Annotated in this window: 30 protein-coding genes; 10 read left to right on the top strand and 20 right to left on the bottom strand. The window is 63.2% G+C overall.

Annotation, left to right across the window (positions count from 1 at the left end; all coding sequences use genetic code 11):
- The first annotated feature begins 211 nt into the window (after positions 1-211).
- Complete coding sequence (locus ORS3428_RS13655) at positions 212-1,540, top strand: Ppx/GppA phosphatase family protein (protein ID WP_071098499.1); 1,329 nt, start codon at positions 212-214, stop codon at positions 1,538-1,540.
- A gap of 55 nt (positions 1,541-1,595) precedes the next feature.
- Positions 1,596-2,291: an RlmE family RNA methyltransferase gene (locus ORS3428_RS13660; RefSeq protein ID WP_071098501.1), complete on the top strand. Its 696-nt coding sequence runs from the start codon at positions 1,596-1,598 to the stop codon at positions 2,289-2,291.
- Between the two features lie 37 nt (positions 2,292-2,328).
- On the opposite strand, the gene ORS3428_RS13665 is transcribed toward ORS3428_RS13660, so the two are convergent.
- A complete protein-coding gene (locus ORS3428_RS13665) occupies positions 2,329-3,750 on the bottom strand; it encodes an MFS transporter (RefSeq protein WP_071098503.1) in 1,422 nt (473 codons plus the stop codon).
- 300 nt (positions 3,751-4,050) lie between these two features.
- Between ORS3428_RS13665 and guaB the strand changes: the two genes are divergently transcribed.
- Together guaB and ORS3428_RS13675 are read left to right on the top strand one after the other, a co-directional pair.
- On the top strand, positions 4,051-5,553 hold the full coding sequence (gene guaB / locus ORS3428_RS13670) for an IMP dehydrogenase (protein WP_071098506.1): 1,503 nt from the start codon (positions 4,051-4,053) through the stop codon (positions 5,551-5,553).
- 145 nt (positions 5,554-5,698) lie between these two features.
- On the top strand, positions 5,699-5,905 hold the full coding sequence (locus tag ORS3428_RS13675) for a hypothetical protein (protein WP_071098508.1): 207 nt from the start codon (positions 5,699-5,701) through the stop codon (positions 5,903-5,905).
- A 352-nt stretch (positions 5,906-6,257) separates the two neighbouring features.
- Here ORS3428_RS13675 and ORS3428_RS13680 read toward each other — a convergent pair whose 3' ends face one another.
- From ORS3428_RS13680 to ORS3428_RS33300, 4 genes are all read right to left on the bottom strand, one after another.
- The gene (locus ORS3428_RS13680) at positions 6,258-6,740 is read right to left on the bottom strand and encodes a DUF2280 domain-containing protein (protein ID WP_071098511.1); all 483 of its coding nucleotides are present in this window, start codon (positions 6,738-6,740) and stop codon (positions 6,258-6,260) included.
- 130 nt (positions 6,741-6,870) lie between these two features.
- Positions 6,871-7,371, bottom strand: coding sequence for a hypothetical protein (locus ORS3428_RS13685; RefSeq protein WP_071098513.1), 501 nt, complete (start codon positions 7,369-7,371; stop codon positions 6,871-6,873).
- 32 nt (positions 7,372-7,403) lie between these two features.
- Positions 7,404-7,730 carry a hypothetical protein gene (locus tag ORS3428_RS13690; protein WP_071098515.1) on the bottom strand — a complete coding sequence of 109 codons (327 nt, stop codon included), beginning with the start codon at positions 7,728-7,730 and terminating at the stop codon, positions 7,404-7,406.
- Entirely contained in the window at positions 7,727-7,903 is a 177-nt protein-coding gene (locus ORS3428_RS33300; RefSeq protein ID WP_157895960.1) for a hypothetical protein, read from the bottom strand. Before ORS3428_RS33300 ends, ORS3428_RS13690 begins: the two co-directional genes overlap by 4 nt.
- Before the next feature lie 102 nt (positions 7,904-8,005).
- Between ORS3428_RS33300 and ORS3428_RS13695 the strand changes: the two genes are divergently transcribed.
- The 3 genes from ORS3428_RS13695 (at position 8,006) to ORS3428_RS13705 (ending at position 8,950) form a co-directional block, all read left to right on the top strand.
- On the top strand, positions 8,006-8,194 hold the full coding sequence (locus tag ORS3428_RS13695; protein WP_201788314.1) for a ribbon-helix-helix domain-containing protein: 189 nt from the start codon (positions 8,006-8,008) through the stop codon (positions 8,192-8,194).
- 106 nt (positions 8,195-8,300) lie between these two features.
- Positions 8,301-8,657, top strand: coding sequence for a hypothetical protein (locus ORS3428_RS13700; RefSeq protein ID WP_131802895.1), 357 nt, complete (start codon positions 8,301-8,303; stop codon positions 8,655-8,657).
- Positions 8,657-8,950, top strand: coding sequence for a hypothetical protein (locus ORS3428_RS13705; protein WP_131802896.1), 294 nt, complete (start codon positions 8,657-8,659; stop codon positions 8,948-8,950). The genes ORS3428_RS13700 and ORS3428_RS13705 overlap by 1 nt, the downstream gene beginning before the upstream one ends.
- Positions 8,951-8,959: 9 nt before the next feature.
- Here ORS3428_RS13705 and ORS3428_RS13710 read toward each other — a convergent pair whose 3' ends face one another.
- From ORS3428_RS13710 to ORS3428_RS13775, 13 genes are all read right to left on the bottom strand, one after another.
- A complete protein-coding gene (locus tag ORS3428_RS13710; RefSeq protein WP_131802897.1) occupies positions 8,960-9,589 on the bottom strand; it encodes a hypothetical protein in 630 nt (209 codons plus the stop codon).
- A complete protein-coding gene (locus ORS3428_RS13715; RefSeq protein WP_071098525.1) occupies positions 9,586-11,364 on the bottom strand; it encodes a hypothetical protein in 1,779 nt (592 codons plus the stop codon). The genes ORS3428_RS13710 and ORS3428_RS13715 overlap by 4 nt, the downstream gene beginning before the upstream one ends.
- On the bottom strand, positions 11,364-11,681 hold the full coding sequence (locus ORS3428_RS13720; RefSeq protein WP_071098527.1) for a hypothetical protein: 318 nt from the start codon (positions 11,679-11,681) through the stop codon (positions 11,364-11,366). Before ORS3428_RS13720 ends, ORS3428_RS13715 begins: the two co-directional genes overlap by 1 nt.
- A complete protein-coding gene (locus ORS3428_RS13725) occupies positions 11,671-14,592 on the bottom strand; it encodes a hypothetical protein (RefSeq protein WP_071098529.1) in 2,922 nt (973 codons plus the stop codon). The genes ORS3428_RS13720 and ORS3428_RS13725 overlap by 11 nt, the downstream gene beginning before the upstream one ends.
- A gap of 307 nt (positions 14,593-14,899) precedes the next feature.
- Entirely contained in the window at positions 14,900-15,391 is a 492-nt protein-coding gene (locus ORS3428_RS13735) for a hypothetical protein (protein ID WP_071098533.1), read from the bottom strand.
- The gene (locus ORS3428_RS13740) at positions 15,388-16,008 is read right to left on the bottom strand and encodes a hypothetical protein (protein WP_131802898.1); all 621 of its coding nucleotides are present in this window, start codon (positions 16,006-16,008) and stop codon (positions 15,388-15,390) included. Before ORS3428_RS13740 ends, ORS3428_RS13735 begins: the two co-directional genes overlap by 4 nt.
- Before the next feature lie 53 nt (positions 16,009-16,061).
- Positions 16,062-16,388, bottom strand: a complete 327-nt coding sequence (locus ORS3428_RS13745; RefSeq protein WP_071098538.1) for a helix-turn-helix domain-containing protein — start codon at positions 16,386-16,388, stop codon at positions 16,062-16,064.
- 163 nt (positions 16,389-16,551) lie between these two features.
- Positions 16,552-16,995, bottom strand: a complete 444-nt coding sequence (locus tag ORS3428_RS13750; RefSeq protein WP_071098541.1) for a hypothetical protein — start codon at positions 16,993-16,995, stop codon at positions 16,552-16,554.
- A gap of 199 nt (positions 16,996-17,194) precedes the next feature.
- Entirely contained in the window at positions 17,195-17,485 is a 291-nt protein-coding gene (locus ORS3428_RS13755; protein ID WP_071098543.1) for a DUF6074 family protein, read from the bottom strand.
- Positions 17,469-17,903, bottom strand: coding sequence for a hypothetical protein (locus ORS3428_RS33045; protein WP_131802900.1), 435 nt, complete (start codon positions 17,901-17,903; stop codon positions 17,469-17,471). The genes ORS3428_RS13755 and ORS3428_RS33045 overlap by 17 nt, the downstream gene beginning before the upstream one ends.
- A 758-nt stretch (positions 17,904-18,661) precedes the next feature.
- Entirely contained in the window at positions 18,662-18,859 is a 198-nt protein-coding gene (locus ORS3428_RS13765) for a hypothetical protein (RefSeq protein ID WP_071098548.1), read from the bottom strand.
- The gene (locus tag ORS3428_RS13770; RefSeq protein WP_071098550.1) at positions 18,856-19,071 is read right to left on the bottom strand and encodes a hypothetical protein; all 216 of its coding nucleotides are present in this window, start codon (positions 19,069-19,071) and stop codon (positions 18,856-18,858) included. The genes ORS3428_RS13765 and ORS3428_RS13770 overlap by 4 nt, the downstream gene beginning before the upstream one ends.
- Positions 19,072-19,424: 353 nt before the next feature.
- Positions 19,425-20,651, bottom strand: a complete 1,227-nt coding sequence (locus ORS3428_RS13775) for a tyrosine-type recombinase/integrase (RefSeq protein WP_071098552.1) — start codon at positions 20,649-20,651, stop codon at positions 19,425-19,427.
- Positions 20,652-20,911: 260 nt separating this feature from the next.
- Here ORS3428_RS13775 and ORS3428_RS13780 point away from each other — a divergent pair, with 260 nt between their 5' ends.
- A complete protein-coding gene (locus ORS3428_RS13780) occupies positions 20,912-21,457 on the top strand; it encodes a hypothetical protein (RefSeq protein WP_071099254.1) in 546 nt (181 codons plus the stop codon).
- A gap of 16 nt (positions 21,458-21,473) precedes the next feature.
- Positions 21,474-21,893, top strand: coding sequence for an MAPEG family protein (locus tag ORS3428_RS13785; protein WP_071098554.1), 420 nt, complete (start codon positions 21,474-21,476; stop codon positions 21,891-21,893).
- Between the two features lie 3 nt (positions 21,894-21,896).
- Here ORS3428_RS13785 and rnd read toward each other — a convergent pair whose 3' ends face one another.
- Entirely contained in the window at positions 21,897-23,048 is a 1,152-nt protein-coding gene (gene rnd / locus ORS3428_RS13790) for a ribonuclease D (RefSeq protein WP_071098556.1), read from the bottom strand.
- Positions 23,049-23,159: 111 nt separating this feature from the next.
- A complete protein-coding gene (locus ORS3428_RS13795) occupies positions 23,160-24,377 on the bottom strand; it encodes an MFS transporter (protein ID WP_071099255.1) in 1,218 nt (405 codons plus the stop codon).
- Between the two features lie 108 nt (positions 24,378-24,485).
- On the opposite strand from ORS3428_RS13795, the gene ORS3428_RS13800 reads away from it, so the two are divergent.
- Positions 24,486-25,244: a DeoR/GlpR family DNA-binding transcription regulator gene (locus tag ORS3428_RS13800; protein WP_071098559.1), complete on the top strand. Its 759-nt coding sequence runs from the start codon at positions 24,486-24,488 to the stop codon at positions 25,242-25,244.
- The last annotated feature ends 38 nt before the right edge of the window (positions 25,245-25,282 follow it).

The following is a 25,282-nucleotide window of genomic DNA, read 5'->3' on the forward strand; positions in this document are numbered from 1 at the left end:
GGCTCGCTTCATCCGTTCCTCATCGTTTCAGACATGCCTGATTGAAGCCGGCTATTCAACCAACAAGAAATTGCCCCGGCGTGACGGCGCCAAAAATCGGACCATGCGCTCTTGGTGATTGTCAAACGCGCTGCTAGTCTGTCGCCAACTTGAAACAAATCGAGGTGCCTGCTGCGTCCTTCCGGTTCGCGCGGCGCCGGAAGGAACTGAAGTGGAAGACCACGACACCGGCGCCGGCGCGTCGGAAGTGGGCATGTCCGGGGTGACGCCGGGGGAACCGGCGAGCCCGCCCACGGGGCGATTCAGCCGCCACGCGGGCGCGCGTGCGAGACATGCCGGCCATCAAGGCGAGAACCAGAAGGGCAGGACGCGCAAGCGCCGCAAGCGCAGGCGCGGCCGCAAGGTTTTCGCTCGCGACGAGAACGGCGCCATACCGCTGTCGGCATCTCCCGCCGCCGCCGCCAAGCCCGAACCCGCGCCGGCTGCGCCCCAGCCGCGGCTGCCGGTCTCAATCGTGCCGCGCCCGCCGCAGCAGGAACTGCCGGTGTTCGCCGCGCTCGATCTCGGCACCAACAACTGCCGGCTGCTGGTCGCGGTGCCCGGCCGTCACGGCCAGTTCCGCGTCATCGATGCGTTCTCGCGCATCGTCAGGCTGGGCGAGGGGCTTTCCGCCAGCGGCCGCCTCGGCCATGCTGCCATGGACCGCGCCGTCGAGGCGCTCAAGATCTGCGGCGAGAAGCTGCGCAACCGCAAGATCAGGAAGGCGAGGCTCATCGCCACCGAGGCCTGCCGCTCGGCTGCCAACGGTGTCGAGTTCCTCGAACGCGTCGAGCGGGAAGCGGGCCTGAAGCTGGAGATCATCGACCGCCAGACCGAGGCGCGCCTTGCCGTTTCCGGCTGCGGCTCGCTGGTCGAGCGCGACACGCGCGGCGTGGTCCTGTTCGACATCGGCGGCGGCTCGTCCGAGATCGCGCTGATCGACCTTTCCCGTGGTCAGCGCTCGCCGCGACTCGCCAACCACATCGTCTCCTGGACGTCGCTTCCCGTGGGCGTCGTCTCGCTGGCCGAGCGCTTTGGCGGCCGCACGGTCACGCGCGATACCTTCGCTGCCATGGTCGATGACGTCGCGGTGCGGCTCAAGGCCTTCGACGGGCGCGACCGCCTCTCGCATGTGCTGGCGAGCCCAAACTTCCATCTGCTCGGGACCTCCGGCACTGTGACGACGCTCGCCGGCGTCCATCTCGACCTCGAGCGCTACGATCGGCGCCGGGTCGACGGGCTGTGGATGGATCGCACAAGCGTCGACCGCATGATCGAGAAGCTGATCGGCTGGGATTTCCATCAGCGCGTCGCCAATCCCTGCATCGGCGCCGACCGCGCCGACCTCGTGCTTGCCGGCTGCGCCATACTGGAAGCGATCCGTGGCGCCTGGCCGTCGGAGCGGCTGCGCGTCGCCGACCGCGGCCTGCGCGAGGGCATATTGAGCGAACTGATGGCCGATGACGGCGTCTGGCGCCATGACGGGCGTGCCAGAGCATGATCCCAAAGAGGGCAATCCGGTTTTTGGAAAAGATCATGCTCAACAGAGAACAGTGATGAGCAGGAAACCCGAAAAGCCGGGTTCCGCCGGCATGCGCGTGCTGAAGACCAGGATCAAGAAGAAGAGCGGCCTGAAGGAGTCCTCGCGCCGCTGGCTCGAGCGCCACATGAACGATCCCTATGTGCAGCGCTCCAAGGCCGACGGCTACCGCTCCCGCGCCGCCTACAAGCTGATCGAGATCGACGACAAGCACCATCTCCTGAAGCCTGGCATGAAGGTGATCGACCTTGGCGCCGCTCCGGGCGGCTGGTGCCAGGTGGCGGCGGCGCGCGCGAAATCGACGGCCGAGAATCCGCATGTCGTCGGCATCGACTATCTCGAGATGGACGCAGTGCCGGGCGCCGTCATCCTGCAGATGGATTTCCTCGATCCGGAGGCGCCRCAAAAGTTGTCCGAGGCGCTCGGCGGCCAGCCCGATGTCGTCCTGTCCGACATGGCGGCCCCCACGACCGGGCATCGCCGGACCGACCATCTGCGCACCATGTATCTTTGCGAAGTGGCGGCGGATTTCGCGCTGTCCGTGCTGAAGCCCGGCGGCCATTTCCTCGCCAAGACTTTTCAGGGCGGCGCCGAGAACGAGCTCCTGTCGCGGCTGAAGCAGAATTTCCGCTCGGTCCACCACGTCAAGCCGCCGGCGTCGCGGGACGAGTCGGTGGAACTTTATTTGTTGGCGAAGGAGTTCAAGGGGTAGCTCCCTTCCTTCTCCCGCAAGGCGAGAAGGGCGCCACTCACTTCCCCGCCGTGCCGACCGTCTCCAGCGTCTTCGGCGTCGYCAGCCGGCCGTGGCCCGACACTGCGGTGCCGGCATCCGGCGCCAGCCGCATGAAGGTGAGTGAAGCCGCCGCCGACACTGCCGCGACGATGAAGAAGGCRATATGGAAGTCGCTCAGCGTCAGYGGTCCGCCATGGATCGAGGTCGACACTTCCAGGATGCCGCCGGCAAGCGCCACGCCAAGTGCGATCGACAGTTGCTGGAAGACAGCGGTGATCGGCGTTGCCTTGCTGGTGTCGGCTGGCGTGATCTCGGCATAGGAGAGCGCGTTGACGCTGGTGAAGAACATCGAGCGGATGAAGCCGCCGACCAGCAGTATCGCGAGGATCAGCGCATAGGGTGTCTCGGGGGTGAACATCCCGTAGATGGCGATCGAGGCGGCGGYGACCAGCGAACCCCAGATCAGCACCCGTCGGAACCCTGCGAGCCGGAAAAGCAGCGCCGTCACGAACTTCATGCCGATGGCGCCGACCGCCGAGACGAAGGTAATCATGCCCGACTGGAACGGCGTCAGCCCGAAGCCGATCTGGAACATCAGCGGCAACAGGAAAGGCACCGCGCCGATGCCGATACGGAACAGCGACCCGCCGAGTACGGAGGACCGGAACACCTGGTTGCGGAAGAGCTCCAGCGCAAGCAGCGGATTCCTGGCGCGCCGCGCATGCAGGAGATAAAGCGCGCCCGAAACCAGGCCGACGGCGACTGTGATGAAGCCTGTGATCGGCGGCAAAGCGGGCAAGCTGACCACGGAGAGGCCGAAGACGATGCCGGATGCCGCGAGGCCGCTCAGCACGAAGCCCGGGAAGTCGAGCGGCGGCGTTTCCTGTGCCTCGGTCTCGGGCAGGTAGCGGGTGGCGAGCCAGATGCCCAATAGCCCGATCGGCACGTTGATCAGGAAGATCCAGTGCCAGGTGAAATAGGTCGTGATGAAGCCGCCGATCGGCGGCCCGACCAGCGGACCGACCAGCGCGGGCACCGTCAGCCATGACATCGCCGCGACGAGCTCGTTCTTCGGCGTGGCGCGCACCAGCACCAGACGGCCGACCGGCGTCATCATGGCGCCGCCCATGCYCTGCAGGAAGCGCGACACCACGAAGCCCGGCAGCGAATTGGCAACGGCGCAGGCAACGGAGCCCGCGATGAAGACCACAATCGCGGCACGAAACACCTTCTTGGCGCCGAACCGGTCTGCCATCCAGCCGCTGATCGGAATGAAGATCGCCAGCGACACCAGATAGGACGTAAGCGCCAGCTTCAGCGCGATCGGGCTGGTGTGGATGTCGATGGCGATCGCCGGCAGCGACGTCGCGATCACGGTAGAATCCATGTTCTCCATGAAAAGTGCGACCGCCAGGATGAGCGGGATGATGCGGTTCAAGGAAGCGCCCTGATTTGTCTTCGCGAATCTTGAGGCCAGGCTGGGGGCAAGCCGGCACGCCCGGGCGGTTATCATGCATTGGCCCGGATGTCGCATTAAATTGCGGTCACTTTTGTGCGACCGCAACCATTGGTGGGTTCAAAAAGTCATAGGCTCAACACTTTGCGATGGAACACAACGATCGGCTTTTCATCGCCCGCAGGACGTGTTACCAGCCAGCGCCAATCCTGAAAGGGAAGATGAGAGTCGGCGCTGGCCATTTCGGCCCAGCGCCTTTTCCGCATTCAAAAAGGACTGGCCATGGCAAAAATCATCGAGACGTCCACCGGCGCGCTGGCGCTGACCTTCGACGACGTGCTGCTGCAGCCCGGCCATTCCGAGGTCATGCCCGGCCAGACCGACATCCGCACCCGCATCGCCGGCGACATCGATCTCAACGTGCCGATCCTGTCGGCCGCCATGGACACCGTGACCGAAGCGAGGCTTGCGATCGCCATGGCGCAGGCGGGCGGCATCGGCGTCATCCACCGCAATTTCTCGCCGGCCGAGCAGGCCGAGCAGGTCAGGCAGGTGAAGAAGTTCGAGTCCGGCATGGTGGTGAACCCCGTCACCATCGGCCCTGATGCGACGCTCGCCGATGCGCTGACGCTGATGCGCACCCACGGCATTTCAGGCATTCCGGTGGTCGAGAACGGCGGCACCGGCGRCCATACCGTCGGCCGGCTGGTGGGCATCCTCACCAACCGCGACGTGCGCTTCGCCTCCGATCCGTCGCAGAAGGTCTACGAACTGATGACCCGTGAAAACCTGATCACGGTCAAGGAGAATGTCGACCAGGACGAAGCCAAGCGACTCCTGCACAAGCACCGCATCGAGAAGCTGCTGGTGGTCGACCGCAAGGGCAATTGCGTCGGCCTGATCACCGTCAAGGACATCGAGAAGTCGCAGCTCAACCCGCATGCCACCAAGGACGCGCAGGGGCGGCTTCGCGCCGCCGCCGCCACCAGCGTGGGCGACGACGGGTTCGAGCGCGCCGAGCGCCTGATCGACGCAGGCGTCGATCTTCTGGTGATCGACACCGCCCACGGCCACTCGCAGCGTGTGCTGGATGCGGTCACGAGGGCAAAGAAACTGTCGAATTCCGTGCGCATCCTGGCCGGCAATGTCGCCACCGCCGAAGGCACGCAGGCGTTGATCGATGCCGGCGCCGACGCGGTCAAGGTCGGCATCGGTCCAGGCTCAATCTGCACCACGCGAATCGTCGCGGGCGTCGGCGTGCCGCAGCTCTCGGCGATCATGTCGGCAGCGGAAACGGCGCAAAAGGCGGGCGTAACGGTGATTGCCGACGGCGGCATCAAATATTCGGGCGACCTCGCCAAGGCGCTCGCCGCCGGCGCAAGCGCGGCCATGATCGGCTCGCTGCTCGCCGGCACCGACGAGAGCCCCGGCGAGGTCTATCTGCACCAGGGCCGTTCCTTCAAGGCTTATCGCGGCATGGGCTCGGTCGGCGCGATGGCGCGCGGCTCGGCCGATCGCTATTTCCAGGCCGAGGTCCGCGACACCCTCAAGCTGGTCCCGGAAGGCATCGAAGGGCAGGTTCCCTACAAAGGACCTGTGTCTGGCGTGCTGCACCAGCTTGCAGGCGGCCTGAAAGCCGCTATGGGTTATGTCGGTGCGCGCGATCTTGCGGAGTTCCGTGAACGCGCCACCTTTGTGCGCATATCAAACGCCGGACTTCGTGAAAGCCACGCCCATGACGTCACGATCACCCGCGAAAGCCCGAATTATCCCGGTGGCCTGTAGAAAATCCGGAAAAAGCCGTTTAATTACACCGCACTGGCGGGATTAGCCTGGAAGCTGATTTTTGAATGTCAGCGCTGTGTCAGCAAATTCAGGCCGGGCGCAAAAACCGCTCCAGGCCGGAACGGTTAGGGCAGGGGTGTGGCAGATGGCCTGGGTCACGAAGCCGAAGCGAGAGCTCGACACCGCGGCGGTTTGCCGACGATACAGCATTACCGACAAGACGCTGGAGCGCAGGCTCGACAAGCGGTCGAGCAGCTTCCCCCAGCCTCACATTCGCGGCCGACGCCGATATTGGCTCGAGAGCGAGCTGGACGCCTTCGACGCGGCTAGGCGCGCCAAGCCATTGATTTAATTCRGTCGAAAAGTCGCGACCCACGTTTTCCCCGAAACGGGGGAATCGGAGACTCCCCGGTTTGGGGAGGACAAAGTGTCTGCGCAAAATCGCGCACACGTGCGTAAGCTCTCTAAGCCGTTGATTTCCATGTTCCCCCGATTCGGGGAGCGGCACGGCCGATAAAAATTTATCGGGCGGTGAGGATATTTCCGGTTTCGGAAAAAACGGCCCAAGCCGTCTGCTGAAARGTCAGCCGTTTGAAATCAATGGGTTGGGCGGTTTTACTGGGTTTTCAGTATTCGCCGAAATTGGCGAAAACGGCCCCTGCTGAAATTCAAGCAGGGTGCCCCTGCGCAATTTTGCGCAAGCCTCAGGTCGACGGAGGCGCATCCCCTCGGCCGTTGTCAGGGAGACTGAAGATGTGGACCGGTGCCGGCGGCGCCGGGAGATCTTTGCCGTCTCTGCCGGTGAGTTCGCGGCGATTGGTGTAGACGCCGCCCATCTCCTCGGCCACCTGCCGAAGGATCTGTGCCACGAGTTGATAGTTGCCTTGCTGCTCGGCCTTGTCGGCCATGCGATCGAGCGCGCGAAGGCGCACGTTTCGGTGGCTCACGGCGATCGCGGCTGTGTCGTCCAGGAAGGTCTTTCGGGTCTCTTCGAACAAGGCGCGCCACTTCGCAGCGAGATCCCTGCCGGCGCGCTTCGTGGGGTCGAACGCCTCGACGGCCTGCCTGGTGATGTCGACGCCGAATTCTTTCTTGACGGCCGCCGCGACGATCGACGGCGAGTCGAAGCATGCCAGCCTTTGAACGACAAAGGTTCGCGCAGCTTGAGAGAGTTTCGCCTTTGCCATTGTTTTGTCAGGCCTCCGTCAGGGGAAATATTGGCACGGGAGAGGGATAAAAGTCTTCCGGCCTGGAGTACTTTTCAACCGGGAGAGTGCCTTGCTGAAGAGGGGGATGCGCAGAACTGCGCAGGGCACCTCATTTCGCGCGCTGCGGCTTGGGCTTTTTCAACCGAGCCACAAGGCGTTTGAAAGTGGCGCTAGGCCGGTGATCATTCCTCGCTGCTCGCCGCGCGCGACCTTCCGGGGTGTTGTCGACCTGGAAGACCTCATCCAACTGGTCGGGCGTCAGCAGTATCTCGTCGCCGATCTCATAGAACTTGCGGTCGGCGCGCGCACGGTTGCGAATCTCGTCGGCTGTGATCGACAAGCCGTTGGCCGCGAGGCGCTGCGCCCAATGTTCCGGCGATCGCGCCCTTGCAATGATCTCCGGGTCCCGCACGAACTCCGCTCGATTGAAGAGGTCGATCATCCAGCGCTCGGCCTCTTTCTCGTCGCGGGTCGCTTTGATGTAGTGCAGGCCGGCGTGCACAGTGTTGACGGCATCGAGGAAGGCGGCTGCCTCGCCTCGATCGATCGCGAGCTGGCGAAGCTTCCGGAGGCCGGCACGGACGTCGTCGTTCAGATAACCGTCTCGCATCGGCGCTCCTCCAAAAAGGCCACTGCGGGCGCTCAGCGAGCGCCCGCGCCTTCAAGATACGGCAGCGCGGCCGCCAGTAAACCCATGGCGATCGGCTCGCCATCACTCTCCCGAAGTATCTGCAGCGCGAGCCGCACTGCCGCGGTGGTGCCTTCATGCGATGTCGCCGGTGAGTTCCAAGCGACGAGGACGGCCTCAGGGTCAGCGCAGAGGCGCCYGAAAGCCTCGGCCTCCTGCTCCTCGGTCAGATCCTCGGGGAGATCCTCGTAGGCCTCTCCAGCGAAGAGGTAGATGTTGATGGCGGCCAGGAGCGGATCGCTCGGCTCAGCAGCGAGCGCGGGTTTCGCAACGGCCCTCATGACACGCACTCCAGCTCGCGACGCGCCGCGGCGCCGTCTTTGAAGGGAGGCCGAGGAAAGCGCACCGGCACGACGATGGGCTCGGGATCGGCGTCGCGCTCGCCGCGGGCGAAGAACGCCACGAGAGCCGGGTCGCGGGCAATTTTAGAGAGTGCTATAGGAAGGCAAGCCATGGTCGAAAATCTCCTTTTCGCTTTGGTCAGGGCCGGTGTGGAAGTTGCCGCTTCCCGCCGGCTCGCAATTGTGGTACCACTGTTTTTATGGCCAGTCAATCTGTGGTACCAAAGAAAAAGCGTGGTCCGGCGCCCACCGGCAAGGGCATCCAGGTTCAGGTGCGCCTGCAGCCCGAACTCCTTGCGCCGCTCGACAAGGCGGCGGCCGATCTCTCAGAGACTTCCCGGCCAGAAGCCGTGCGCCGCATTCTTCGGGAGTGGCTGCAGGCAAATGGCTACCTCTCCAAATAGCGTGCCCGCGATGTAACCATTTTGGTTGCAGTGGTGCCAATYAGGCCCGCTTGCGCGGTTGTTTCAGTTGCGCAAGTATTCAGCGCGGCTTGACTGGGAGGTGGGGATGCTCAAAGCGGCATTAGCTTTTGCCGTTTGTTTGTTGCCGACTGTGGCATCAGCGAACGATGAGACGTTGCAGTTTCAAATCGAGAGCGAACTGGCTTACTTGAAGGTAGGCTATGGGATCGAGAGCGTCGAAGTCCGGGCGGAAGGAATCCGCACTGAAGTCATTGTCGGCGTGGATCAGTTCGTCGAGAACTTCAGCGACCTCATGTGGGATACTGCGGAGCGCGCCAGCCGGATGAGCCCGGCACCTGTGTTGCTTTTGGCCGTTGAGCAACATTCGGCCTTCACCAGCGGTGGGAAGCGGCTTTGCTATCTAAGAGCGCGCAAAGGCCAGGTGTTCGAGGGGACATGCTGATGACCAAGATCGAAATCCAAAGCCAACAGAATTTCACCAGCATCGGCAGCGCCGGAGTCTTGATGTTCCTGGGCGGGCCGCTCCTCAGCGCTTTCGGCTATCATAGCGTGGTGCAAGCCGCCCTGCTTGAATTCCCTGGCGACACCTCGGGTTACTGGATCCTCGTTTGGCTCGGCGCGATCGCGTTCCAGGTCGGATGTGTCTTCATGCTGGTCGGAAGGACCTATGACCATCAAGTGGTCGTGCGTTCGGAGCAGGCGACCGCAAAGAAGGACGAGCTTGAGTGGGCGTAGGAGCCCACCCTATGCCGTCAGCGCCGGCAGATCGGCGTCGGCGACCGGCGCCGTCAGCGTCACCCTGCGGATATAGGTTCCGTTGTAGGACTGGTCGGTCGGGTCGCCGCCGAAAGAAGCCGTCACCATCGGATTGAGCGTGGCTCCCGATGCCGTATCCGTCGCGACCGCGCTGCCGTCACATGAGACGCTGCGGGTTGCTCCTAAAATCGATTTGCCAGCCATGACAGGGACACCGCGGGCGAAATCTCGCAAAGGCGCTAGCGCCGGCATCAAAATTGTGACCTCCGCCGCGGTCCGCAGATCACGGATGACGCCGCAGGGCTCCCGGATCGCGTAAACCTTGTGGACTGCGTGAAAGGCGCCCAGGGGGAACACGCGTACTTCCTGCGGATTCAGCGCTGCCAGGGCGATATAATCTGCGGTCAGGTCGATGAGGATTTTCGATCGGATCTGACTGCCGCTAGTGACGAATTCTTCCTGTAGCCAGACCGTCACGACGTCGCCGGCTGATAGGGGAGCATCGATGTCATGAAACAGGACACTGCCGTCGGGGACCATGAGGCCCAGGCAATTGCCACTCGCTACGAAGGAGTATTGCGCCGGAAAGGGATCAGGCGGCGGCCGGAAAACTTTCATATTGAGAGACCCYCAAAAGTCAGCTCCTCGTGGGTATAGCCCACGAGCGACATCGCCTTGGTGAGCAACGTCTGCAGGGTGATGGCGCCAGGGATCGTGCTGGGCTGCTTGTGAACCGTCCAGACATATTGGCCTAGCGCGGTGATGTAGCTGGCCCTGGATTGGTCGACGATAACCAGTTCCTTGCGAAGGTCGTCCGGCGCGGAGAGGCCGGAGGCAAAGGTCGATATCGATTTGCCGGCGATGTCGAGCAGGCGGATGTCGAAGTGGGACAGGTCGGTCCATGCCAGCATAAGCACGAAACCGGGACGGCTGATGAGACGGTCCTGGATCAAGCCGATGGAGACGTTGGTGCCGCCCTCGCTCGTCGTGAAGGAATCGGCCACCGCGCCGGTGTCCGGGTTCACATAGAGGAACTGTCTAGGCGTCGACCGCCGAAGGATCACCAAGTAGCCGGTGAGGGGATCAAACCAGAGGACATCGACAACCGGGGTGTCACCAGTCAGCGATAGCAGATGCGTGTCGGTCCAGCCGTCACCGTTGAACTTCAGCTCGTAGGCGTCGGCAGTCCCGCCAAAATGCGATTCAACGGTGAAGAACGAGCAGAAGGTGGTGGTGCGCCGCCCATTGGTGACGATGTTGCGGGCCGCCGCCCCTGCGGGATTGACGTCGAAAGTGCGCTTCACCAYGTCGAAGACGCCGGTGACCAGGGCGCTTGTATCGAAATTGTTGCCGACGAACGCCCAAAGTTGGCCGAACGGCTGCGCCGTCAACCATTGCATGTTCACGGTATCGAGCCACGATGCGAGAAGGTGGCCTGTGGCGGCATCATAAATGYCGGACATGCTTGATGTTGCGCCGCGGAGCTGGATCAGCAGCATGCCGCTGCCTGGCATCGCTACCGGCACGCTCAGCTGGTAGCCGGCGCCAACCAGGTAAGGCTCCGACCCCTCCAGCGGCACCCGATAGCGTTCCACGCGCGTGTTGGCGTCGAGCACTGCGAGATAAATCTGCGTCAGGCCCGGAATGTCGGTCGGCTCCAGGATCTGGTAGATGATGCCTTCGGTCGGATCGTAGGCGGAGCCGTGCGGGAAGGCATCCATGACGCCGCTCGGCGCAGGCCCCGTCCAAGCGATGTCGCCAGATCCAGGCGTTGACGTCGCCGCATTGGAGATCACCGCCTTGACCGTCGGCGCGCTGTCGGCGGCGTAGCCCGCCAGGTAGACCATGGCGAAGTTCTGCCATGCGCCGGCATCGGCGCCGATGTTGGTCTTGGTGATCGGGTCGATGGCGGTGTGATTGCCGCCATAGAAGCGGAAGGTATCCGAGGCGCCGATGCCGTTCTCGGCGTCGTAGACGACGGTGTCGTTGACCTCGAGACGGACAAGCTTGTAGCCGTCGCCGAACGGGTCGTAGGCCAGCAGGTAGCCGAGCATGGCGGTGACCTGCGAGCTTTGATTCGGGATCATTGCCAGCAAGGGGCCGAAGCCGACGCGATCCGGAAATTGGGTGCCGGGCGGATAGTCCTTGCCGTAGACGAGCTGCTCGGTCGTGTAGCCGGTGACGAGAGAAACGGTGTTGGACCCGCCGATCACCGGGATGYCGTCGACCTTGCCGGTGCCGATGACGATGGGGATCGACCGGCCGAGCACCTTCGAGACCGAGAAGGTCGGCGTCGCCGACACCTCTTCCGGCTGCTTGGTTGCGTCCTGCTGGGTCGGGCCAAGATGGATGGTGGCCCCGGTTCCGATACCGGGCGTCGCGAAATAGGCCATCAGGCTTCTCCCTGCGGTTCCGCCGCCACCAACGCCGTGGCAATGCGCCGCTCGTTCATCTCATCGGTCGCGCCGGCGAGCTGGGTGACGAATTGCGGCACCCAGTCGGCGCGCAGCGTGAATTTGTGGACCGAGCCGTCGGGCATGTGAAACTGGAAGGCCAACCAAGCGCCATCCTCCGATGTGCCGAGCCAGTAGCTGCGGATCTCCGCGCCTTCGAAACTTCCGAATTGTGCCTTGAAGTCCGCGCGATTCCGCTCGACCTGGTCGGCGAACTCAGGTGGTGCCTTCCACCATTTCTCAGTGCTATCGGCCATTGATCCCTCTCATCGCCTCGCGAACAGCGAGGACTGCCTGGCGCTTCAGTTCGGCGATGCTGTCCTTTGAGACCTGCGCGCCGCCCTGGATGGAGATCGGGATGGAAAGGCTTCCGATCAGCGGCCGGTCGCTTGAGGCGTTGGAATTGGCCGCCTGCGGCTGCTGGCGTACGTCCTGGAACTGATCCCGTCTCGCAACGACAACCGTCTCGGAAGGATTTTTGAAAAATTGAACTCGTTCCGTGTCGCCGGCGTCGCCGCCTATGATGCCGCCAGATGAAAAGCCGACTGACGGTGTTCCGCCTCGGCCCGTGGCGAGATTGGCGGCATTTCTGGCGATCTCGGCCGGCGTGGCGACAAGCCCTTGAGCGAACGGCACGATGCCGTCGCCGCCGCCTGAAGCGCGTGCCGCGGCATAGTTCGCCTGCGCGGTCTTGAATGCCTGGTTGAAGACGGCATCCCACTGCGCCTGGTCCGAACTGACAGAGGACGACGATCCGCCACCCGACGAGGATGAGCCGCCGAACGCCGACGAGGTGCTCGCCGTCGCCGTCCGGATCTCGTCGAGCAGTTGCGCGGTTCGTTTCGTGTTGCCTTCGATGTTCATCCAGACAACCCAGGCGCGGTCTTGCTCCTGGGTCGGCTCGCGGCCGGTGAAGCCGCTTTGCGCGTCGGCGAGCGCCTGGGCGAACATGATCGACTGCGCATTCGGGACAACGGTGCCGGCGCCAGAGGGCACCACGAGCTCCGGGCCTTTTTCGCCGATCCAGTACGGCACGTTCGCCGCCACAGGGCCGCCAGCGGCGCGCGTGCCGCCGAACCTCGTCACGGTGACGCTGCTCGAGCCGCTGCCGACGCCCCCTTGACTGCCATAGCCGCCTTCGGTCGGAACCGAATAAGATTGCTGGGTGAAACCTGACGAGCTATCGCCCTCCGAACCATACCTGGTGACGGAAACGGGGCCGCCAGGCACATCGTAGGTCGACTGCTCGCCTGTGCCGATTCGCCTCGTCACGACCGTGATGTTGACGACACGATCCTTGATCGCCTGGATTGCCTGGTTCAACTGCCTGGCACCCGCGGTGTCGGCGTCGAGCTGCATGCGGGTCCGGATGAGCGAGTCGACGAAGCGGTTGACCGCATCGACGCCGAAGCCGTCGCGGATCAGCGTCTGGCGCACCATGTCGAGGCCTTCGAAGACCGTGCGCGTGGTGGYGCTGCCCGTGTTCATCGCATCGAACAGGCGATTGACCGTGTCGACCGACCGCTGCAGCTCGGCATTGGCATCCTTGATGCCGCTGATGTCGTTGAAGAACAGCTTCGCGTTGTCCGGGCCCGCGGCCGAGGCAATCGCCTGTTTTAGCAACGTCGCTTCCTGGGTCGTGGTGCGAAGTTGGTTGTCCAGATCGAGGAAGGTGCTCAACTGGTTGCGGCGCGCTTCCTGGATGGCCTGGTCGACCTGCTGGAAGGCGCCGACCGTCGCCTGCACCGATCCTGCCATCTGAGCGCCGAACGGGTTCTGAGAGCGCGTCACGCCGAAGCCGCTCGATCCTGCGTTCATGTCGCCGAACAGCTTGGAGATGACGGTGTCGGCATTGCCGGCCGCCGCGCTCACGTCCCTAAAGCCGGCGGAAACCATGAACAGCGTCTGCGCGGCCGTCTTGTTGTTGCCGACGATATCGCCGACGGCGTTCTTTTCCCTCAAGGCGTCCTGCAGCTTGGCGGCCTCCGAGGCGCTGGCCTGGAGTTCCCGCGCGAACATGTGTGCGTTCTCGTTCAGAGCCGGGTCGATGCGCAGCCGGCCCAGAGCACTTTCGAGTTGGTCTGCTGAATCGACGGCGCCCGAGTTGGCGATTCGGGCCAGGTCGGCGAACGCCTTGGTGCCGGCCGTGCCGACCAAGCCCCATTCCTCGCTGAGACCCTTCAGCCTCACGCTCAGGTCGCCGAGTACCGAGTCGAGGGTCTTCTGGTTTTCCTTGATCTTGTCCTTGATGTCGGCCAGCGCCACCGACTGCGGGATTTTCTTGGCAGCCTCGGCGTATTGTGCCGCAGCCTTCGCCGCCTCCGGGTAGGCGCCGGCGATCTCGTCGATCAAGCTCTTGTGCTCCGAAAGCACCTGGTCAACGCTTTGGATGCTGAGACGGGTCGAGACGACATATGCGGTCAAGCCGGCGACTGCCGCGACGCCGGCACTCGTGAGCAGGCCGGGCATCGATGTGATCCAGCCGGCGAAGGCCGCGCGGGCACCGGCCGTCGCTGCGATCAGGCCATCTTCGCCGGCAAGGGCAAAGCTCAAGTGGTTCACCTGCTGGGCCAACGCCTGGGAGACCGGTATGCCCATGGCAAGGCTTTCGAACGCTGACCTGCCGGCATGGGTCAACGACATCATCTGGGCAGACCCGAGCCGGGACGCGCTGCCTAGATGCTCTGTTTCGGAGGCCACGGCCCGGGCGGCACCCGCTTGGCTATTGAGAGCGCCAACGGTGCCTGTCGAGAGCGTTGCCTTCTGCTTCTCCAGCTCGACGCCGATCTTGTTGGCTGCATTCACTTCTGTAAGCGCCATCTCATACTGCTGCATCTGCGCTCCCATGGCGGTGAAATTCGCCTTGGTCTCCATCTGCGCGATGTTCAGGCTCTCCATGGCCGCGGTGGTGCTCTTGGTTGCGGCTGAGATCTTGTCGAAAACAGCGGCCGCCGGTGAGGCGGTGGTTGCCAGCTTGGAGAGCATGGCGGTGTTGGCCTCGATCAGCRAGGCGATCTTTGCCAACCCGGCCGACATGCCGGTGCCGGAGAGCTTCGCCGAGATCGCCGCATCGAACTGGGAAGCCTGCTCTTTGGCCTTGGCGAGCGCCTGCTCGAAGGCCGCAGTTGAGGCGCTGATTCTGATTGTGACTTCGCCGGCGCTTTCCATCAGGCCTCCTCAGTGGCGATCATGCGCTCGGCGGCGGGCGAGCGCCGCCGAGCTTGTCGTTTTCCTTCTCCATGGAGAGACCTGACCGAAGCCCCGTCATCTAGGCCCGTCAGGACTGCGACCGCGACCTGGGAATGGAAGATGGAGGTCTTCCGCCAGGTCCGCCGCCTCTCGGTGATGTTCCAGTGTCCGCCGAGTGCACTGCCAAGCCTTGCTTGGGGGCCGCGCAGACAGGCCGATCTCGAGTCACCCCGCTGCGCGATGAGAGCTGGGACACTGACTTGCGGCAGCGCCCCGGCCATGTCGGTTAAACGGCCCGTGCCGCCGCGTAATTGGTGTAGAGGTGCGGATTCTCTTCGAGAGCCCGAACGTACGCTTTCGCGAAAGTCTCGCCTGGCCGCTGGATTTCGGCGGCGAGATCGTCGATCGTCTTGGCGCTCTTGGCGATCGCCAGCGTGCGTGTGTCGTCAGCGCGCTTATCGACCTTTGGCGCCGGTGGCGGCGCTTTCATTGAGGCTTCCGCCAAGTCAGGATGCTCGGCCAGCGCCTTGGTGATCGCGCTCAATGGTGTGCCGCCATCGCGCTTATGGATGGCTGCGACCGCGTCGTCGAAGGCCTTGTGCGGATCCATTGCAACTTCCCCCGTTTCCGCCGGGTCTCCGGCGCGTTTGATGATCTTTGCGAACGCCGCCCGGTCAGCGGCCGCAGCCTTTTCGAGTTCGATCGCTGCGTCGATGCGCTGCTTTCGCTTTTCGATGCTCTCCTTTTGGAGGGCTTCGTTGAAACTCATCGCGGTCATATGCCTGCGGCCTCCAGCGTCTCGTTCTCGGCGTCGGGCAGGCTCGGAGCGGGCAGCGGTTCTCCGCCAATCCGGCCGTAGAAACCGGTGTCGGCTTCTGCCAGAGGACGGCGCCTGGTGCCCGTGGTGTTGACGACGTCGAAGTCTGCCAGACCGGCAGCAGCCATGGCGCTGGCTACGATATACGGGCGATGCGACGTGTTCACATAGGCGTCGGTCACGGTGCCTGTGCCCCAGATCTGCCGCGCCAGCTCGCGCCGGCGCCGGAGAACCGCGGTCATTTCACCGGCGAGAGCGTCGAAGCGCTGGGAGTTTTCGATGAGCAGGGCAGCGAGGCGGCGCGCCTCCGTTTCGCGCTTCTGTCGGTCTTCCTTGGCGGCGCGCTGGGCCTCTTCCGCCTCCAGCCGCTCAGCGTGCTCGGCGGCGACCTCGAGCGTGTCGATTTCAGAACGGAGAGCCGATTCCTCGGCGGTGATCCTGGCGATCTCCTTGCTCGCGGCCTTGTCGCCGGAGAGCGAGGCCAGAGCTACCGGTCGACGTTCTTCGCGAAGCTCGGCCAGGCGCTGCTCATTGGCCTGGAGGCGGGTGCGGATTTCCGCAGAGGTGAGTTTGTCCATCGGTTCCATCTTTGGGACGGGTGCGCCATCACGGCGGACCTTGGTGTCTGTGGTCAGGCGGCGCGCGTCGCCGGTTCGAGGCCGCTTGGCTCCCATTTGACTGGTTCAACGATGTGCAGGCATCGACGGAGGAGATGGTGCAACTCCTTACGATCCTCGGCTTTTATCCGGCCTCGTCGGATCGCCGAGGGCRCGATTGCAGCAAAAGCGATGACTTCCGCGATCTCATCGGCGTATTCGGCGAGTTCCGGCGCAGCCTCCATGGCGGCGTACAAAGTCTGTCTGYTCACCTGCAGTTCACGTGCGGCGTCTGCCTTGCTCCCACCACACCGATCAAGTGCCGCCTTCACCGCGGCAACCGCTTCTTCTGACATTTTCATCAGACTCGACCTCGCTTTCCAAGGCGATGATTGACAGATGTATGGCTGGCGTCAACAGCAAAAATTTGTACGAATGTAGGTTTCCATGTCACACGTGAAACAAACGCTAAGTATATGTAACAGTTTCGGTTACGTGCTCACAAGTAAAGTGTAACCGTTTCGGTTACATCGGCCAGACCTTCCCCTCACGCTTCGCGGCGCCCTTCGCGAGGATTTCGAGCTCTTCGATCGAGAGCTTGCTGAGATCGGGCTTCTGTTGCGTCTCGATCGGGCCGCCATCCTTGCCGGTATTCTCGACGCGCCGGACGTAGCCGCGGTCCTTGCCCTTGAGCTCCAGGAACCAGCGCACCGTCGGCAGGTCGCCCTCGCGGATGGCCTTCACGACCTGGCTCTCAGCTATGTCGAGTATCTCCTCGTCGACATCGGCGGCCGCTTCCATGACGTTGGGATGGGCTTTCAGGAAGGCATACAACGTCGTTTTCCCGACCTTGAGCGCAGCAGCGGCGGCCGTCTTGATGCCAGCGTGGGCGCGAAGCGCGTCAACCACACGAGCAGCGTCCTTGCTCGTGAGCTTCGGGGGTGTACCGCCCTTTCCGGTCCGGTTCATTGGTCGCCTCGCGCGCGCGGACGGTCGGACCGTTCGGGGCGCTCCCCCTTCGATGCCGCATGTTGTGCGCAGAACGTGGCGTAGACGGCTGCGACGCGCGCCTTCGCTTCCGGCGTCCGGGACGCCAGTCGGTCTTCGAAACTGTCCCCTTGCTGCCTAGCGGCGCGCTGGCGGGCTAATTTGATGAATTCGGCCTGGTTCACTTGGTTTGCCCTTTCTGCGGCGTGCCGCCGCCATATTGGCGAAGCATTTCCATCTGAACGGCGTCGAAAAAACCCCAGAGTTCCACGTTGATTTGGTCGCGGGTGAGACCATGGCTCGAGAGCCGACGATCGAGGTCTGCCACCACGCCGCGCCAATAGGCTTTGGCTTCGGCGACGTCGCGGATAGCGTCCAGGCGGCGCGCGACCTGTCTGACCTCAGCCAGGCACCTCGCCACCGGGAACACCAGGATCTTGGCCCGCAGATCGAGTTCAAGCTGCCGCTTCATCTGACCGCCCCATCTTGGACATGACTCTGCCCCGTATCTCGGCAGCACGCTGGCGTTGATCCTCGGTCATTTCGCTCTCTGGCAGACCGTCGAGGCGGGTCAGCCAGCTCGTCATTGTCTCGCGACTGTCGGTGCCGATTTGCAGCATCGTTTCGATAATTTTCAGCACCGTGTCCGGATTCGATCCCGGCACCGTTTCTGCGATAGAGGCAGCCGGCGCGGCACTGGCATCGTGGCGGTTCGGCACTACCTCAATCTCGACCAGATCGAGAGTGTGGTACTCACCTCTTCGTTGGAGCTCCAGGCGAGCCGCATCACCAGCATTGCGCGGCCTCACTGGTCGATCGAACGGGTGCTTACCACCGGGCCATGGCCTTCCTTCTTGATCTAGCCGCCCTTCTTGATCGAGAATTCTCATCGCAGCGTCGAYGATGCCCTCGCGGCGCCGGGGGTGCCCTGTTCGCAGCGCCTTAGTGTTCCGATCTTCGACGGCCCTACGGCACCAATTGCGCCAGGTCGCCGGCCAGTCAGTCTTTACGCCCTTCAGGCCGRGTTGAGCGATCCAATAGTCCCGGAACTTCGCGGCTTCGTGAGCATGCTCGGAAGGCGAGAGTCCGGCAGCGGTCGAATCCCCAAGGTCAGGTTCAAAATCCTCCGGAAGGCGGCAACCTCGAGTTTTCGAAAATCCAATTTCAATTCTTCCTCCCCCAGCTACCCCCGAAGGGGGAAAAGATTCATTTGTAGATTCATTTGTAGATTCCCCGGTCACATTGACCGGTAGTGTGGAACAATCTGACCGGTAGTCGACGACTGGTTGATCGGTAGTCTGCTCGCCACTACCGGTCACCGTGACCGGTAGTATCCGAATGAAGTCAGACGTCCGCTTCCCACGTTTGTCGTACCGAAAGCGTCGCTCTATGTGCCCCAAGTGCTCCAGATCGGCTAAGGCTCGCCGAACAGTTATCTCTGCACACGCCAAGCGCTCAGCAATCGATTCCTGGTCGCGAAACGKTTCCCCCTTATCATCGCAAAATTCGACAACGGCCTTAAGGACAGCCCGCCGGACTAGGGCGCTAGTCGGCCCGCCCTGGCGCGGATGACCCGGCCCTTTTACTGAGACAGTGTTCGCCCAATCGAAGAACCGCCGCTTGGGATGATCCTCCTTGGCGCTCGTCCTCATGCAGCGCGCGCCATCCGGAAATTGGCCTCCCGACAAACCTCGCAGGCTTCGATCGCCGACAAGCCGAACCTCTCACGCAACAGGGGGACGATCGGCCGGCCGATCCGGTCGCGAGGATTCTGGGAAAGCCATTCCAAGGCCAAGTCGATGGCGGCGGAGTGCTCGTGCTCGGGAGGGGTAAGGTCCGCCTTCATGCGCGCCCCTCGCGCGACGGATTAGGCGTGATCAGGCGCTTCTTGAGCCACTCACGCGCCGTCGGAACGTGAATGATGATTTCCTTGCCTCGCTTGGCGAAGGGGAGGCCGTCCTTCCTCGACCGCATACGAGCGACCTGCCGCTTCGTCAGGCCGTTAGCTTTGGCGAATTCGGCCTCTGTCGGCCATTCATCAAAAATATTGTAATCCACCGTCGTGGGCTCCTCTTGGGGCGCCCGTGGCGATACAGATCAAGCCGACAGGCGCAGTGAACTGGAAATGTTCTCTGAACCATCGGATCGCGGACCGCCCTTGCGGGTCTCAGTCGGCTCACGTCTGCAGGACGAATCGAAATGGGACAGAGTTTTCGAAACTCTGGTTTTCCCCTTCGATGCGCGAAACGTACGGTCGAAAATGGATAAAGATCAAGAGGGGATCGGTCAGTTATCGACAGATCGCTAGCGCATGCTGATCAGGTGCTGACATAGGTCAGCAAGCAGCGGCTACGATGCGGAAAAATCACGTAAATTGGCTGCCGGCACTGAAAATAATGAACTATCTGTTTTCATTTTGACGCGTCAAAGTCCTCTCGCGCGTCTGCTTGTGCCGCAGCCTCGATCAGGTCCGCGGCCCTGGTCATTGCCTCGCGAAGCGGATCATCGGCGAGGTGCGCATAGCGCTGAGTCGTCGTCGTGCTGGCGTGCCCCAGGGCGGCGCCGATCATCGGCAGGCTGTAGCCGCTGCCGACGAGGGTGCTGGCGAAGCTGTGGCGCAGATCGTGGATCCGGAGCCGATCGATCTGTGCCGCTTTCAGAGCGGCCGCCCAGGCGCTTCGGATGTCGTTCCGATAGCCCTCCTTGCTCCGGCCCGGAAAGACCCATTCCGACTTCGGCGATTGCTCCTTCTTGATCTTCGTGAGCAGATCGATAACCGGCTTCGTCAAGGGCAGTCGATGATCGCGCTTCTGTTTCGTCACGCTGGCCGGTTTGGTCCAAATCGATCGAGCGAAGTCGACTTGGTCCCATCGCATTTGGCAAGTCTCACCGACGCGGGCACCGGTGAGAAGGAGGACCTTCAAGATCGCTGCAGCTTGCCGATCTTCAAGCGCTTCAAGGGCCYTGGCGAGGCGCTTGCTCTCAGCAGGGAGCAGATAGCGCTCGCGGCCGGAGACGTGGTTCTTGTCGATGCTGCGAGCCGGGTTCTCGCCGGTCCTCCATCCCCAATCAATGGCATAACGGAACAGCACGCCAGCGATCACCAGACACTGATTGGCCTGGTGGCGCTGGCCGAGCGCAGTCAGCTTCTTGAACAGCTTCTCGACGTCGCTGCGCTCGACATCATCGATCCGCTTCTTTCCGATCGCCGGCGCGATGTGGTTCGTGAACGCATATCCGTAAAACTTTCGGGTTGCCGGCCGGAGGTCGGGAAGGTGCTCCTCTTTGAACCGATCGATGAGATCGTTCACCGTCTTGCTACGTATGCGCTCCTGGGCAGCTTTCTCGCGAGATGCCTCCAGCTCGCCCAGCGGATCCCCGCCGAGGTCGACGATCTTGCGGAGGCGCTTCGCCTCCTGTCGTGCGACCGCCACCTTCCAATCAGACGTCGAGCCGATCGTGTACCGCCGCTCTTTACCGGTGCCGCGTACGCGGTAGTTGAAGATGAAACTCCGGGCCCCGCTGGATGTCACGCGGACGCCGAAGCCAGGCACCTCTCCATCCCAATAGAGGGTCTGGCCCTTTGAAGGACTCAGTAGTCGCGATATATGTCTGTCTGAAACAAGCGTTGCAGCCATCGCGCCCACTTACCAGTTTTTGTGCCGTGTCAGCACTGTGTCAGCGGAGCCAATGGTAAATGTCGGCAGGGCGAAGGTAAAGAGTGGTAGCCACCGGGAAGGCAACGGAATGGATAGAATCAATGGCTTATGAGGGAGAAGGCCAGAATCCGTTGAGCAGCAAGGCTTTGAGCGATTCAGGTGCCGCGAAAGCCCGAACTATCCGGGCGGACTTTGATCAGACTGGCGAACGGCCGGATCTCTTCAGCTTGTGGCGTGGCCTGATCGTGACGGTATTGCGCCTGTCGCGTCACGCGGCGGCGCTCTCCATCGCTTCCGCCGCTGTCTTCATCGCCATGACCGCGCTGGAGTTCTTCTATTTCCGCCGCCTGAGCGGCGGGCTGCCCTCACTCGACATGCGCGTCACCGGCTTCACGCCGGATGAAGGCATGGCATGGCTGACCGCGCTCGGYCGGCGGGGCGGCGAGATCATCATCGTCTGGCACTATCTGACCTTCGACCTTTTGTTCCCGGCGCTGCTGTCGCTCACCCTGGTCAGCCTGATCCTGGCGTTTGGCCGGCGGCTGGCCAATTTCCGCGCCATGCCGGCTCAGTTGCAGGCGCTGTCCGCGCTTGTGCTGGTGCTGCCTTACACCATCGCCGATTACGCGCAGAATTTTGCCATGGCGCGCCTCTTGTCGGATTTCCAATTGGCCAATCCCGATTCTCTGTCCTTCGCTTCGTCGCTCACCGTCAGCAAGTTCGCGCTGCTGGCCGTTCCCGTCACGGTCGTCACGGTGTTCGCGCTGGCGGTACAACGGCGCTGAGCGGGCGGGGGCGGGGATGAACCAAACCGCCGTCTTCTGGCCGATGCTGGYGCATGTGCTCCTGGTCTACATTGTCTATCTGGTGATGCTGAAGCGGCGCTACCTCGCCGTGAAGTCAGGCGAGGCCAAGATCAGCCAATACAGGGTCCGCTCCACCGAACCGGCCTCGTGCGTCACAGTCGCCAACAACCTGATCAACCAGTTCGAGCTGCCGGTTCTCTTTCACGTGTTTTGCCTGGCGCTCTTCGTCACCAGCGGCGTCAACTACCTGACGCTGGTGCTGATGTGGCTCTTCGTCGTCACGCGCTATGTCCATGCCTGGGTGCATCTCACCAGGAATCACCTGCTGCACCGCAGCCGCGCCTTCTTCCTCGGCGCGGGTATACTGCTTCTCGCCTGGATTTGGTTTGCGCTGCACCTGCTTGGGGCGGTGTGAGGATTAAAGTTCGAACACCGCGATCCTGCGCTTGTCGAACTTGATGCCGATCTCGCCGCGCACCAGTCGAAGCGCCTGGTCGCCGAACACGGCGCGCCGCCAGCCCTGCAGCGCCGGCACGTCGGCGCCGTCGCCCTCGGCCGCGATGCGGTCGATGTCGTCGCTGGAAGCGAGCACCTTGGGGGCGACACCTTCCTTCTCGGCGACGATCCTGAGCAGCACCTTGAGCAGTTCCGCCGCCGCGCTCGAGCCCTCCGGCGGCTGGAAGCTTTTCGGCAGTTTCGGCATCGCTTCCTTCGGCATGGCGAGTGCGGTGTTGACCGCGCCGAGCAGCGCTGTTGCGGTGGCGGACCGCTCCCAGCCCTTTGGCGTGGTGCGCAGCCGGCCGAGGGCCGTCGCGTCGCGCGGTGCCTGCTGCGCGATCTCGTAGATCGCATCGTCCTTGAGCACGCGGCCGCGCGGCACGTCGCGCTCGCGCGCCTCGCGCTCGCGCCATGCCGCCACCGCTTGCACGATTGCCAGCTCCTGCGGCTTGCGCAGCCGCATCTTCAGCCGCTTCCAGGCATCCTCGGGATGCGGGTCATAGGTCTCGCGCGAGGTAAGAACGTCCATCTCCTCGTTCAGCCAGTGGGCGCGATCCTCGCGCTGCAGCTCGGCGCTGAGATGCTGGTAGACCTTGATCAGATGGGTGACGTCGGCGAGCGCGTATTCGAGCTGTTTGTCGGAGAGCGGCCGATGCCGCCAGTCGGTGAAGCGCGAGGATTTGTCGAGCCTGGCGCCGGTGATGCGCTGCACCAGCTGGTCGTAGGAGACGCTGTCGCCGAAGCCGCAGACCATGGCCGCAACCTGCGTGTCGAACACCGGATGCGGCACCAGATCGCCCAGATGGACGATAATTTCGATGTCCTGGCGCGCCGCGTGGAAGACCTTGACCACCGCTTCATTGGCCATCAGCCGGAAGAAGGGTTTCAGGTCGATATCGGACGACAGCGGATCGATCAGCGCCGTCACGCCGGGCGCGGCCATCTGGATCAGGCAGAGGATCGGCCAGAAGGTCGTTTCGCGGATGAATTCGGTATCGACGGTGACGAATTCCGACTTTTCGAACGCCGCGATAACGCTCTCTAGTTCTTTCTGGGTGGTGATGACGTGCATCAAATCGCTTTTGGCATCATTTTAAGCCTCCTTAAATTTCAGCCGCGCGCGCATTCGTCAAGCCGCTGCGGGGCCATCACACGCAGGTGTGCCCTGGGAACGTAGCGGCAATCAGGCCTCGCCTACCGGCGCTTCCATTCGCTGGCTGGCCAGATCCCGCGCGTCGACTGTCTTGGCGGCTGGCCTGCGGCCGAGCGAGCCCGCGGTCAGCAGGCTGAGCGCGATGAACGGGATGCCGATCCCATAGGCGGAACGGATGCCCCAATGGTCCGACACGAAGCCAAGCAGCGGCGGGCCGAGCAGGAAGGCGATGAAGGAGATCTGCGACAGTGCCGCGACATTGATCGCCGCGGGGCGGTCCGTCCGTTGGGCGGCGGCTGAGATCGCCAGCGGGAAGATGGCGCTGCTGCCGATGCCCAAAAGGGCAAAGCCGAGCATGGAAACGGCCGGCGCCGGCGAGAAGAAGACGATGAGCACGCCGGCCGCCATCGTTGCCAGCAGCACGCGCGCCACAACGCTTGGCGAGTGGCGGTCGACAAAGGAGTCGGCGAAAAAGCGCGTCGTCGCCTGGGAGAAGGCAAACAGCGCCACCGTGAAGCCGGCGACGAACGGGCCGGATTCGAACACGGTGCGCATGTAGATCGCCGACCAGTCGATGCTGGCGCCTTCCAGCAGCATCGCCGATAGCGTCACCGCGACCAGGACGAGGATCGGAAGCGTCGGCCGCGCGAAGATCGGCGGCTTGTCGCCGGAGTTGGTGAAGCGGGCAGGGGCCGGCTCGAAGCCGCCGAGGAACAGCGCCATCGAAACCGCCACCATCGGCACCACCAGCGCCAGATGGAGTTGCGGCGACAGGCCGAGATGCGCCATGGCTCCGCCGAACAGCCCGGCGCCGAAGAAGCCCATGCTCCAGAACGAATGCGCCCGGTTCATGATACGGCGGCCGAGAAGAAATTCCGTCCTGTCGGCCTCGACATTGAGGATGATCTCGACGCTGCCGATCATCAGCCCGACCGGCAGCAGCATCAGGAACAGCGCCACCGGTCCCTCCGCGTGCACCGCGACTGAATAGACGAGCGCCAGAAGCGGGACCAGCCAAAGCAGCGCGCGGCGAAAGCCGACGCGTTCCAGGATCGGCGTGGCGAGCGTCAGCGCGGCCAGGGTGCCGATCGGCGTTCCGATCAGGCTGAGCCCCAGCGTGCCGTCCTCGATCGCCATGGCTCGCTTGATGTCCGGCAGGCGCGGAAAAATGTTGCCCATGGCGAAGGAGTAAATCGCGAAACCAGCATAGACGCGGTGCTGAGGGGCGAGTTTCAAGCCGAAGGTCATTGCGGTGCTTTCCGTGAGATGGGTGGACGGCATCGCCGGTCCGGTCGATCGTTCCTTGCATAATCATGCAAAACATGCAAGAACATGCACAAAGAAATAGGATCGTGCATGCTGACTGAGGAACGACACCAATTCATTCGCGACCTGCTGGCGGCGGAAGGCAAGGTGCTGGCCGGCGAACTCGCCAGCCGCTTCGGCGTCTCGGAAGACACCGTGCGCCGCGATCTGCGGGAACTGGCAAAAGCCGGGCAGCTGCGCCGTGTCTATGGTGGAGCCGTCACCATGGCCCCGTTCGYCGCGGCAACCATCAGCCAGCGCAGCGGTCATGCGGTCGAGGAGAAGTTGCGCCTGGCAAAGGCGGCCGTGGGAGTGCTCGCCTCTGGCCAGACCCTGTTCATCGACGGCGGCACGACCAACGGGGCGATCGCCAGAGCGATCCCACGCGACATGGAACTGACGGTGGCCACCAATTCGCTCGGCGTCGCTTCGGCTCTCGCCGATCTTCCGCTGGTCGAGCTTATCGTGCTCGGCGGCAAATATGTCCGCGACCTCGGCACCTGCGTCGGCGGCGACACGCTGGCCGCCGTGGCGCAACTCGGCGCCGATCTGTTCTTCCTGGGCTCCTGCGGCCTTGACGCCTCGCGCGGGGTGACGGCCTTCGATTCGGCGGAAGCCGAAGTGAAGCGCGCCATGGCGAGAAACAGCGCCGGCATTGTCATCGCCGCCACAAGCGACAAGCTCGCCACCGCGGCGCCTTATCGTGTCGCCGCGCCCGACGCGATCCGCCATCTGGTGGTCGAAAGAACAGCGCCCGCCGCCATCCTCGCCGATTTCCAGCGACAGGGCGCAGAAATCCGCTTCGCGTGAACGGCCGAGGCCGCGGGCCTGTGTGACCGCTTGCCCCA

It is taken from the genome of Mesorhizobium sp. ORS 3428 (genome assembly GCF_001854785.1).
Classification (GTDB): Bacteria; Pseudomonadota; Alphaproteobacteria; order Rhizobiales; family Rhizobiaceae; genus Mesorhizobium.